Genomic DNA, 11,809 nt, shown 5'->3' on the forward strand with positions numbered 1-11,809 from the left:
CATTAATTGAAATAACATTAGAATCTTGATTCATTGCGATGTATCTCCTATTAGTTGTTGATCTGCCGAGACCAATTAACAGATTACATCGCAATGTTCCTCCATACACCAGAAATCACTATAGCTCTGAGAAAAGGCCATTCATGTCCTTTGACACTTTTCTCTGTACTCAATTTTGAACGATCATTAAATTTATGGAGTTGCTATAAGTTAGCGTGAATAAAAAAATTCGAGATAAAATGAAAAAACACCAAGCTGGGGAGGCTTGGTGTTTTTTCATTTTGTCTGGCAAACTTGGAGGTAAGGCCAGACTACACAGGGAGAACAATATCGCTATTCCAATTGAGCCTTATAACGTGTCTTATTCTCGTTATCATACCCGTCTTTTTGGGTATCGGTACACCAAGGCTCAGCGATAGGGTTTTGTGTTTACTGTCGTATTAAGTCTTTCAAAGAAATCATTAACACTGTTTAAGCATAGTTGATTGCATGAGTTTTATTATGCTTAGATTAAAAAAAAACGAAACGGCCAATACTGAAATGTAACATTGCAGTAACGTTAGAATTATTAAAATGTAACACTTAAGGGTAGTAACTCCAGCCCTAATACCGAACTAAAAGCGGTAACCACCAGCAGAGATGTTTTAAATACCGACTTCGACCATTGAATATAATTACTCTCATCCATACTTCTAAACGTCACCTTAGACCAGCCATAACAAGATACCGCCGCAACCGCTAAGTACTCATATCCGGTGTGGCCGAACGCATAAAGCCCCAATGCCACCACCGAAAAAGCCGCCACATACGCCATCATGTGGTGGCGCGCTTTTTGGATCCCTTTGACTAACGGCAACACTGGGATCTCCGCTTGCTCATAGTCTTTGATGCGAAACATCGCAATCGCATACGAGTGCGGCATTTGCCATAAGCAGAATAAACTAAACAATAAAACGGCTTCTAAGCTGATGTAATTAGTCACCGCTAAATAACCGACTAGCGGTGGGATCGCGCCCGATACACTGCCGACCAAGGTGCCATAGACAGAGGTTCGTTTGTACCACATGGTATAAAAGAACACATAGAACACATAGCCGAGTAACACCATCACGGCAGATAACGGGTTGGCCATTTTGTATAGCAATCCCGTGCCGGCCAATAACATCACAATCGCGAATAAAAAGGCATGGTCAACATTGATCTGCCCTTCTACCATCACCCGATTCCGCGTGCGTGACATTTTTGAATCAATATCGCGATCAAAAATATTATTCACCACGCAACCCGATGCGATCACCAATGCCACACCGAGCATGGTATAAGTTAATAAAGACAACGTGACCGATTCCGATTTAGCCGCTAGAAAATAGCCCGCTAATACTGAAATCAAATTCCCCATAATAATGCCGGGCTTGGTCAGAGTGATATAAAGCTTAAACCTAGACTTGGAATTAGACATCACTTCCCCCTACATCAACATATTGTGGTTAAGATTCCACATGATCCAAATCGATCCGGCGATCACGATAAACACAATCACCGCGGTAAACACAAACGACAACATATTGAAGCGCCCTTTCTCAGAGCTATCCATGTGTAGGAAGTAAAATAAGTGCACCACCAATTGTAATACCGCGCAAATAATTAAGATTTCAATGGTTTGTTGACGCGCTAACACCCCTGTATAAGCAAAATAAAATGGGATAATGGTTAACACTAACGCCAATATAAAACCGGTAATGTAACCTTTTGCACCTGAATCTTGATGGCCATTATTTGGCTGTAATTTATTTAAAGTTGATTGATTTGACATTAGATAACTCCCAATAAATACACTATGGTGAATACGCAAATCCACACAATATCCAAGAAATGCCAAAATAAACTAAGGCAGTAAAAACGCCCTTTCATTAACTCATTTAAGCCTTTGCTGTTGAGTTGCACATAACAGACCGTAAGCCAAATTAAGCCAAAGGTAACATGCAAACCGTGCGTGGCAACCAAGGCAAAGAATGCCGATAAAAATGCGCTGCGTTGTGGACCAAAGCCTTCTTCAATCAAGTGATGAAACTCATACACTTCCATCGCAATAAAGCCTAAGCCCAGCAAACCGGTGAGCAATAACCAACGTTTTAGACCCGCAATATCCTCACGCTTCATGGCAATGATGCCAAACCCAAAGGTAATACTGCTGACCAATAACAACATGGTTTCAACAAACACAAATGGCAGTTCAAAGATATCTTTACCCGATGGCCCACCCGCGGTGCCATCCATCAGCACCGCATAAGTGGCAAACAAACTGCCAAACAAAATGCAGTCGCTCATAAGATAAATCCAAAAGCCGTACAGTTTCATGTCATTGGCATCGTGGTGCTCATCATGGCCATGCTCAGTTGCATGCTCTACTACTGGATTAGCGTGCATAATCAATCTCCATATCGTCGTCACTTGCAGCGGCTACAACTTGTTTTGCTTGTCTTAATTTGGCTTTATTCGCCTCTTCAATCGCTTTAATTTCTTCAACCGAAACATAGTAATCACGGTCTTCATTGAAGCTGTGCACAATAGCAACCACGATCATGCCAACCAACCCAAGCACTGCTAGCCACCAGATGTACCAGATCATGCCAAAGCCAAAGATCAACGACAGCGCAGAAATTACCATGCCGGTGGCAGTATTTTTTGGCATGTGGATTGGCGAGTATTCAGGCTCGGCATGTAAGCTGGCCTCTACACCGGCTTCACCACGTTGCTTTTGATACCAGAACGCATCAATTTCATCGCCTTGCGGGATAGTGGCAAAGTTATAAAACGGCGGAGGTGACGAGGTAGACCATTCCAGTGTGCGTGCATCCCACGGATCTCCCGTTAAATCAAGATTATGTTCACGGTCTCGAATACTGACAATGTACTGAATGGCTTGACATAAAACGCCACAGAAAATAACAAAAGTACCAAATGCCGCCACCGCAAGCAGTGGGAAGTATTCAGGATCGATATGCTGACTTAAACGACGTGTCATGCCCATAAAGCCAAGCGCATACAGAGGTAGGAAAGCCAGTAAGAAACCGATGATCCAACACCAGAATGCGCGTTTACCCCAAGTTTCATTGAGCTTAAAGCCCGTGGCTTTCGGGAACCAATACGTCACGCCGGCAAAGCAGCCAAACACCACACCGCCAATGATCACGTTATGGAAATGAGCAATAAGGAACACACTGTTATGCAACACAAAATCGGCGCCAGGAACCGCCAGTAATACCCCTGTCATGCCACCCACAGTAAAGGTAATTAAAAAGCCAATCGTCCATAGCATCGGTGAGGTAAATTCCACTCGGCCGCGATACATGGTAAATAGCCAGTTGAAGATCTTAACCCCTGTTGGAATCGATATAATCATGGTGGCGATACCAAAGAAGGCATTCACATTCGCGCCTGATCCCATGGTAAAGAAGTGATGTAACCACACCACAAACGCCAGAATGGTGATAACAACCGTAGCCCAAACCAGAGAGGTATAGCCAAACAGTTTTTTACGCGAGAACGTCGCCACCACCTCTGAGTAGACACCGAAAATAGGCAACACCAAAATGTACACTTCAGGGTGACCCCATGCCCAAATCAGGTTGACGTACATCATCATGTTGCCGCCCATATCATTGGTAAAGAAATGGGTGCCGATGTAGCGATCAAGTGTTAATAGCGCAATGGTGACCGTTAAGATTGGGAAAGAAATAATAATCAAAACGTTGGCGCACAATGAGGCCCAAGTAAAGACCGGCATTTTCATCATTGGCATTGAAGGAGCGCGCATTCGCATAATGGTGGTAAAGAAGTTGACCCCAGACAGCGTAGTACCAATACCCGAAATTTGTAATGCCCATATCCAGTAATCAACTCCCGTTCCAGGGCTCGCTTTAATGCCAGACAGTGGCGGATAAGCCAACCAACCAGTACGAGCAAATTCGCCCACACCGAGAGACAGATTGGTTAAGATCACCCCGACCACAAACAACCAAAAACTTAAATTATTAAGATAAGGAAAAGCCACATCACGAGCGCCAATTTGCAAAGGCACCACAATGTTCATTAACCCAATAATCATTGGCATTGCCACAAAGAAGATCATGATCACGCCATGAGCACTAAAAATTTGGTCGTAATGCTCGGGCGGTAAGTACCCAGCTTCACCTGCGGACGATAACAATTGCTGACTGCGCATCATTACCGCATCCGAGAAACCACGGATCAGCATAATTAATGCCACCGCAATGTACATAAAACCAATTTTTTTATGATCAACCGAAGTGAACCACTCGGTCCATAAATATTGCCATTCCCCAAAGTAGGTAATGATTGAAACAACGCTAATCCCGATGATGGCGATTGCCAATAAAGTTACCACGATAATCGGTTCATGATATGGCACGCTATCGAGCGAAAGTCTTCCTAACATACTCATTTTATTTCCTTTAATTTAGCCACATCCGCAGTCTGCACTTTACTCAGGTCCTCAGTATTGCTGTCTTGAGCGATCGAGTTTAAAGAGCCCTTATATTGCCTCACCACATCCTCAAATAACTGGTCAGGAACGCGAGAATAATACGTCACGGCAACATGTTCCGTCGGTTTTGCCAGTTCACGATAGCCCGCAAAATCAGCCATAATTAATGCGCCTTTTTTATGCTTAACCGATTGAACCCATTGGTTAAATTCATCACGAGTATCGGTTACATGTGCGGTAAACTTCATACCAGAGAAGCCGCCACCACTGTAACTGGCAGAGATGCCTTTGTAGTCATTCGCTTCATTGGCCATTAAATGCACTTGAGTCATCATGCCTGGCATAGCGTAGATCTGACTGCCTAAGCGAGGAATGAAAAATGAATTCATAATATTGTCAGCGGTGACCTTAAATTGCACCGGAACATCTTTAGGAAATGCCACATAGTTGATAGTGGCAATATCTTGCTCGGGGTAAATAAATAGCCACTTCCAATCCATTGCAATCACTTCAATCGTCATCGGCTCAACATGGGTGACTAAAGGTTTGGATTGCTCCAGTTCGTGAGTGGTGCGCCAAGTAATGGTGCCTAAAATTAGAATGATAACGATAGGAACGGCCCACACCACCACTTCGATCTTGGTGGAATGTGCCCATTCAGGATCGTATTTTTCTGTGGTATTTGACGCGCGATATTTAAATGAAAAATACACCGTCATCAATATGACTGGGATCACGACCACCAGCATTAATAGCAATGCAGTGATGATCAGTTCTTTTTCTTGAATGCCGACGATCCCTTTAGGGTCCAGTACAGCAAAATCACATCCAGACAACAACAAAATTACGCTTAGCAACCCTGCTCGTGACAAGATGTTTTTATATCTTGATACTTCCATTCTAAATCTCGATATTAAAGTCAAAGGTAACTAACCACATGCTTATACACTTGATATAAACACCACTGATTAGATGCTTCTTACATATTCCACAGGCAACAACAAATTATTACATTTGCAACACTATGCTTACATATTAAAATAAACTCACGCGCCAGAAATGAAAATTACCATTTCAAAAACAAGTCATTAACATTTGTGTCGATTTATTTTTCGAGTGTTGTAAGCATTTTTTTGCTTAGAGCTAATGCAATATGGATAATTAACCAGAAAGAAGTTAGCAGGAATTGTCGGATTTTAGGCCATAAAAACCCAACATTAAGCGAAGATAATGAAAATAAAGGCAAGAGGGACGGTTTGAGAACATAGAAAACAGCAAGACTAGGATCGCGATAAAATCGGTAGTCTAAATATTTAGAATTTCAATGTAACCAGATTGAGTGATTAATGTAAATGTAACTCAAGTCACGTTACAAAAAATCACTAAGTGGATATTGCTTTGAGGTTATGGCTATTTTAGATTTGCCTTTGCGCTCGCTCTAACCATGCAAAGGCTTGTGATAGGCTAAAACATAAAATGAAGTAACACAGCGCTACCATGATCCAAACTTCAAAGATCATACCGCTTGAATTGGCAATTTCAGTGCCGACAAACGTCATTTCTTGAATCGAGATCAGAGAGATAATAGAAGAGTCTTTCACCAGCGAGATAAGTTGCCCTGCCAGTGGTGGCACAATCGCTTTTAATACTTGTGGCGCAATTATATAACGATAACGATGCCAAGTAGATAAGCCTAATGTTTTGGCTGCTTCATGCTGACCTTGATCGATATTATCTAAACCAGAACGCACCACCTCACCAATATAAGCCGCTGAGATCATGCCAATACATAACACCCCAGAGGCGAGGTTTTCCCATAAATTGGCATCACCAAACAACCACCGCTGCAAGCCATTGATCTCGCCACTATGTTCGCGCAATATTCCTTCCAGCCCCAGCAATGGCACCAGTTGGTTGGCTATAAAAAAATAGAAAATAAAGATAAACACCAACGGCGGTATATTACGCACCAATTGGACGTAGCAATTTGCTAGCATCCGAATAATGAAATAAGACGAACGACGCCCCAAGCCTAGCAATACCCCAAACACTAATGCTAATAATGCCCCCCAAAAGGTCAAACGCAGCGTGGCAAATATCCCTTGGATAAAATACGACACACTGCCATCCGATTTCGGGGTAAACAATAAATTAAGCGCTTTATGCCAGTGCCAATGATACGACAACGAACCACTGTCTTTCAGGCATAGCCATAAAATAAAGCCACCGCTTAGCATCAATAAAAAGATATCTAAGCGGTTTAATTTACCTATTTTCGTTACTGAACTAATTTTCATTATTGGTTGGTATTCGAGACTTGCTTTTGCCAGTCAACACTCTTAAACCAGTAATTATAACGTTGCTCTAACCAACCGTCTTGTGTGCGAGCATCAATCCATTTATCAAAAAAGGCTTTTTTATCTTGCTCCCCTAAACGAACCGCAAATCCTTCATTACCGGTATATAAACGCTCTTGCAGCGGAATATACAGTTTTTTCGGGTATTTTAACGCTTCAAATTCTGGTTTTGGGGTTGAGGCAATCACCGCATCGGCATTACCATTTAACACTTCTTGGAAGGCTTGTGCTTCGTCATCAAATTGAAGGATTTTCGCTTTCGGGAAGTTTTCACGTAAAATAGTGATACCTAAAGCGCCACGACGAGCGGCGAACTTGATCTTGCGAGAGTTGAAGTCCTGTTTGCTAAAACCTTTGGTGGTATCAAGGTTGGCAGCAATTTGAATCCCAGAGTGAGAATAAGGCACGCTAAATAACACGCTTTTTGAACGCTCATCGGTAATAGTTAATCCACCAATCACCACATCGTATTTACCCGCCATTAGTGACGGAATAATGCCATCCCAAGAAGTAGGAATAAATTCGACTTTCCAGCCTGAATCTTGCGCAAGACGCTTAGCAACATCGACTTCAAACCCCACTAGCTCGCCTTGATCATCACGCATAGCCCACGGAACAAAAGTACTTAATCCTACTTTTAAAGTGCCACGTTGATTAATTTTATCTAAGTTTGGTGTATCACTTGCCCACGCACTTTGCGCGCCCCCCAAACCTAATCCCAATAGCGTTGTTAAACAGGTTATCCATAAACGTTTCATTGTTGCTCCTAATGCCCTTTTCGGGTTCGTTGTTCTAGCCATGCTGCTAATCCAGACAAGCTTAAAGTAATCAATAAATAAATTGCCGCCACGGTAAACCAAACTTCAAATGGCATGGCGGTATCTGAGACGATATTACGCCCTTCAGTAGTAAGATCAAAAATCGCCATCACACTAACAATAGACGTATTTTTAACTAAAGAAATCGCTTCGTTGGTTAATGACGGTAAGGTTTTTTTGATCACTTGCGGCAAAATGATATAGCGATACGCATTAACACGAGACAAGCCTAAGGTTCGACAGGCTTCAAATTGCCCCTTATCGACCGCAAGTAACCCTGAGCGGATCACCTCGGCAGTGTAAGCGCCTTGAAATAACGCTAACGCCAAGACTGCCGTGCTGAATCGATCAATCCCTAAATACGGTCCAAACACAAAGTAGAGTAAGTAAATTTGTACTAATAATGGCGTATTACGGATCACTTCGATGTAAATAAAAGACAAAAATCGCCCGACTTTGGAATCAGACAAGCGCAATAACGCGGTACATAAAGCCAAGATTAAGGTCGCAATCCCACTGATAAGCGTGAGTTTTAATGTCACCAATAAGCCATCAATAAGCTCAGCACTATACCAACGACCATCTTCGAAAAAGAACAAGTAATCTGGTACCCGCTGCCATTGCCACTGATAATTCATCGCTTGCGCGCCAGTATGCAAAATCCAGCTCAGCCCCATCAGCAAAACCGCGATCTGCAATACTGCCGACAATAAAGGCTTAGCCATTTTAAGCATCAATGACATGTTAATAACTCAAAATCTGATTGAGGAAATTCTGGGTACGTTGATGCTTGGGCGCGGCAAAAAACTCTCTCGGCGCAGCAATCTCAACGATTTCACCTTGATCCATAAATACCACTCGGTCGGCGACTTTTTTAGCAAACCCCATTTCATGCGTCACGCACACCATGGTCATGCCTTCTTCGGCCAATTGTGACATCACATCCAACACTTCGCTGATCATTTCAGGGTCAAGCGCCGAAGTCGGTTCATCAAATAGCAATATCTCCGGCTGCATACACAGCGAGCGAGCAATGGCGACTCGTTGTTGTTGACCACCCGAAAGTTGCGCGGGGTATTTAGAGGCTTGCTCGGCAATATTAACTCGATCTAAATAATGCATCGCCCGTTCTACAGCTTTCGCTTTCGATAACTTAAGGGTTTTAATTGGTGATAACGTCAAATTTTCAATAATAGTGAGATGAGGAAACAGATGAAAATGCTGAAACACCATGCCAATTCGCCCCTGCCATTGTTGGCTAGGCGTAACTGTTTGACCAAATACCGATAGCGCACCAGATTGAATGGTTTCCAAACTGTTAATACAGCGGATCAAGGTTGACTTCCCAGAACCTGAAGGACCACAAATCACCAGTTTTTCACCTTTACTGACTTGCAGATTGATATCCGTTAATGCCTGAAAATCACCATAGAATTTATTCACTTGATTAAATTTTATAACAGTATTTTGTTCCGATGCTTGGCTAGTCACGACATTCCTTGGCATTGATGCTTTTGTTTATCATAACATTAACTTGTTTTATCGATAAACACAGGTTTTGATTAAACTTTTCAACTCAAAACAATAACCACAACAAATACCACCAGCCGAGTAATTCACAGCAAAAATAAAACAGAGTTAAATAATCAATTAATACGATATAAAGTTAATCTAGATCAATAAAGATGACGCAAAATGTTAACGTCATGTTCTAAAATACATTCTTTTTGGTAATCTATTAGTAACGGATTGTAGTACTTTGCTAAGGAGTAAGCATGAACACGCAAAAAAATCCCTTTTCATTGATAGATAAACCCACCTTTTTTGGCGCCATAAACGTTAGATAAACCAAGGGCAGCCTAATCGCTGCCCTTTATTAATCTTGTTGTTTAAGTTAGATCTATCCCATTAAGGTTCTAATCAATATCGCCATTCCGAAAAGACGTTTAAACCATCCGTGGGCTCTTGGAAAAGAACATCCATGTTCTTTGACACTTTTTTCCATCGGCAATATGAATAGAACCGTTATTTTCTTGCAATGGTTTATTTTAATAAATGCTGCGCATGAAATATCAAATGCTCATCAATAAAACTCGAGATAAAAAAGTAACTGTGGTCGTAGCCAGAGTGCACCTTGATCTCAAATGGATAATTGACTTGATTGGCGGCATTTTCCAATAAGTGCGGCTTTAGTTGCTGCTCAAGGAAATTATCTGCCAGCCCTTGCGATACTTTAATTGGCGGTAAATGCGCGGTATCACCTTTGATTTTTTTCATCAGTTCAACCGCATCATATTTAACCCACAATGCTTGGTCATCGCCCAAATAAGCCGCTAACGCTTTATGACCCCACGGACAATTAAGCGGGCTAACTATCGGACTAAACGCTGAAATCGATTTAAACCTTGGCGCATTACGCAAACCAATCGTCAGTGCACCATGCCCGCCCATTGAGTGGCCCGAAATCGAACGTTTATCCGAAACCGGAAAATTGGCCTCAATCAAAGCAGGTAATTCGTAGGCAATATAATCGTACATCTGATAATGCTTATCCCACGGCGCTTGGGTGGCATTAAGATAAAATCCCGCCCCTTGGCCTAAATCGTAAGCTTCATCATCGGCAATGGTATCGCCGTTAACATCAACCCCACGCGGGCTGGTATCTGGCGTCACAATCGCAATACCTAACTCGGCCGCCATACGTTGCGCCCCCGCTTTTTGCACGAAGTTTTCATCGCTGCAGGTTAAGCCTGATAACCAATATAAAACAGGAACTGGATTATCGTCTGTCGCTTGAGGTGGCAAAAACACCGAAAAACGCATCGCACAATGGAGCACTTTTGATTGGTGCTCACATTGCTGCTGCACCCCACCAAAAGATTTATTTGAACTGAGTGATTCCATAACAACTCCAACCATTAATAGTGGATGACGGTTCGAATACTCTTACCTTCATGCATCAAATCAAACGCCGTATTGATCTCTTCCAAGCCCATGGTATGGGTAATGAAATCATTAAGTTTGAATTCACCTTGCATGTAACGCTCGACATAATCTGGCAACTGAGAGCGACCTTTTACGCCACCAAATGCTGAGCCTTTCCAAACTCGCCCGGTCACGAGCTGGAATGGACGGGTTGAGATCTCTTGCCCTGCGCCCGCAACGCCAATGATGATCGACTCACCCCAACCTTTATGACAACACTCAAGTGCGCTGCGCATTAAGTGAACATTACCGACACATTCAAATGAGTACTCCACCCCACCGTCCGTCATTTCAACAATCACTTCTTGGATCGGTTTATCGAAATCCTTCGGGTTAATGCAGTCGGTGGCACCAAGTTGTTTCGCCAGTTCAAATTTCGATTCATTAATATCAATCGCAATAATACGCCCAGCTTTTGCCATCGCAGAGCCAATCACTGCCGATAACCCAATCCCGCCAAGGCCAAAGATCGCCACAGTATCGCCCGGTTGAACGTTAGCGGTATTAGTGACAGCGCCCATACCCGTCGTGACGCCACAACCTAATAGACAGACTTCTTTTAAATCCGCAGCTGGGTTAATTTTAGCTAATGATACTTCAGGAAGTACCGTATATTCAGAAAACGTCGAGGTACCCATGTAATGGTAAATCGGCTCACCATTAATCGAGAAACGCGTGGTGCCATCTGGCATTAAGCCTTTCCCTTGAGTTTCACGCACTGATGAACAAAGGTTGGTTTTACCCGAGGTACAAAATTTGCACACGCCACATTCTGCGGTGTACAGTGGGATCACATGATCGCCCACTTGAACCGAAGTCACGCCCTCACCGATCGATTCCACAATACCGCCACCTTCATGACCAAGAATGGCAGGAAATACCCCTTCAGGATCATCACCAGATAATGTAAATGCATCGGTATGACAGACACCGGTAGCGATAACTTTAACTCGTACTTCACCCGCTTGCGGCGGCATGACATCTACCGTTTCCATCTTCAATGGCTCGCCCGCTTTCCACGCAACCGCAGCGCGTGATTTAATTACTTGTGCAGTCATGATATTTCCTTTAATGCAAAAAACTAATGAGGAGTGAAGAACGTTCACCCTTGTTCTAATTTGAGATCAGTATAGTTCAATCTT

Annotated in this window: 11 protein-coding genes; all 11 read right to left on the bottom strand. The window is 42.8% G+C overall.

Features of this window, described 5'->3' with window-relative positions:
• Window positions 1-568: 568 nt before the first annotated feature.
• A complete protein-coding gene (gene cyoE / locus HC723_RS09380) occupies window positions 569-1,459 on the bottom strand; it encodes a heme o synthase (protein WP_190338887.1) in 891 nt (296 codons plus the stop codon).
• A gap of 9 nt (window positions 1,460-1,468) precedes the next feature.
• Window positions 1,469-1,813: a cytochrome o ubiquinol oxidase subunit IV gene (gene cyoD, locus HC723_RS09385; protein WP_190338888.1), complete on the bottom strand. Its 345-nt coding sequence runs from the start codon at window positions 1,811-1,813 to the stop codon at window positions 1,469-1,471.
• Window positions 1,813-2,427, bottom strand: a complete 615-nt coding sequence (cyoC, locus tag HC723_RS09390; protein ID WP_190338889.1) for a cytochrome o ubiquinol oxidase subunit III — start codon at window positions 2,425-2,427, stop codon at window positions 1,813-1,815. The genes cyoD and cyoC overlap by 1 nt, the downstream gene beginning before the upstream one ends.
• Window positions 2,417-4,459: a cytochrome o ubiquinol oxidase subunit I gene (gene cyoB / locus HC723_RS09395; RefSeq protein WP_190338920.1), complete on the bottom strand. Its 2,043-nt coding sequence runs from the start codon at window positions 4,457-4,459 to the stop codon at window positions 2,417-2,419. Before cyoB ends, cyoC begins: the two co-directional genes overlap by 11 nt.
• 2 nt (window positions 4,460-4,461) lie before the next feature.
• Complete coding sequence (gene cyoA / locus HC723_RS09400) at window positions 4,462-5,406, bottom strand: ubiquinol oxidase subunit II (RefSeq protein ID WP_190338890.1); 945 nt, start codon at window positions 5,404-5,406, stop codon at window positions 4,462-4,464.
• 516 nt (window positions 5,407-5,922) lie between these two features.
• Window positions 5,923-6,804 (bottom strand): amino acid ABC transporter permease, encoded by an 882-nt coding sequence (locus HC723_RS09405; protein WP_153447619.1) that lies wholly within the window; start codon window positions 6,802-6,804, stop codon window positions 5,923-5,925.
• On the bottom strand, window positions 6,804-7,622 hold the full coding sequence (locus HC723_RS09410; protein ID WP_190338891.1) for a transporter substrate-binding domain-containing protein: 819 nt from the start codon (window positions 7,620-7,622) through the stop codon (window positions 6,804-6,806). The genes HC723_RS09405 and HC723_RS09410 overlap by 1 nt, the downstream gene beginning before the upstream one ends.
• An 8-nt stretch (window positions 7,623-7,630) precedes the next feature.
• Window positions 7,631-8,419, bottom strand: a complete 789-nt coding sequence (locus HC723_RS09415; RefSeq protein ID WP_446751401.1) for an amino acid ABC transporter permease — start codon at window positions 8,417-8,419, stop codon at window positions 7,631-7,633.
• 7 nt (window positions 8,420-8,426) lie between these two features.
• Complete coding sequence (locus tag HC723_RS09420; RefSeq protein ID WP_342365706.1) at window positions 8,427-9,173, bottom strand: amino acid ABC transporter ATP-binding protein; 747 nt, start codon at window positions 9,171-9,173, stop codon at window positions 8,427-8,429.
• A 552-nt stretch (window positions 9,174-9,725) separates the two neighbouring features.
• On the bottom strand, window positions 9,726-10,586 hold the full coding sequence (gene fghA / locus HC723_RS09425) for an S-formylglutathione hydrolase (RefSeq protein ID WP_153447623.1): 861 nt from the start codon (window positions 10,584-10,586) through the stop codon (window positions 9,726-9,728).
• 14 nt (window positions 10,587-10,600) lie between these two features.
• Entirely contained in the window at window positions 10,601-11,725 is a 1,125-nt protein-coding gene (locus HC723_RS09430) for an S-(hydroxymethyl)glutathione dehydrogenase/class III alcohol dehydrogenase (RefSeq protein ID WP_194704525.1), read from the bottom strand.
• Window positions 11,726-11,809: the final 84 nt, after the last annotated feature.

The sequence above is a fragment of the Vibrio sp. S11_S32 genome (assembly GCF_014694465.1).
Classification (GTDB): domain Bacteria; phylum Pseudomonadota; class Gammaproteobacteria; order Enterobacterales; family Vibrionaceae; genus Vibrio; species Vibrio algicola.

Coding starts and splice junctions, on each gene's coding strand:
- cyoE (WP_190338887.1), bottom strand. CDS start 1,459: ATGTCTAATTCCAAGTCTAGGTTTAAGCTTTATATCACTCTGACCAAG.
- cyoD (WP_190338888.1), bottom strand. CDS start 1,813: ATGTCAAATCAATCAACTTTAAATAAATTACAGCCAAATAATGGCCAT.
- cyoC (WP_190338889.1), bottom strand. CDS start 2,427: ATGCACGCTAATCCAGTAGTAGAGCATGCAACTGAGCATGGCCATGAT.
- cyoB (WP_190338920.1), bottom strand. CDS start 4,459: ATGTTAGGAAGACTTTCGCTCGATAGCGTGCCATATCATGAACCGATT.
- cyoA (WP_190338890.1), bottom strand. CDS start 5,406: ATGGAAGTATCAAGATATAAAAACATCTTGTCACGAGCAGGGTTGCTA.
- HC723_RS09405 (WP_153447619.1), bottom strand. CDS start 6,804: ATGAAAATTAGTTCAGTAACGAAAATAGGTAAATTAAACCGCTTAGAT.
- HC723_RS09410 (WP_190338891.1), bottom strand. CDS start 7,622: ATGAAACGTTTATGGATAACCTGTTTAACAACGCTATTGGGATTAGGT.
- fghA (WP_153447623.1), bottom strand. CDS start 10,586: ATGGAATCACTCAGTTCAAATAAATCTTTTGGTGGGGTGCAGCAGCAA.
- HC723_RS09430 (WP_194704525.1), bottom strand. CDS start 11,725: ATGACTGCACAAGTAATTAAATCACGCGCTGCGGTTGCGTGGAAAGCG.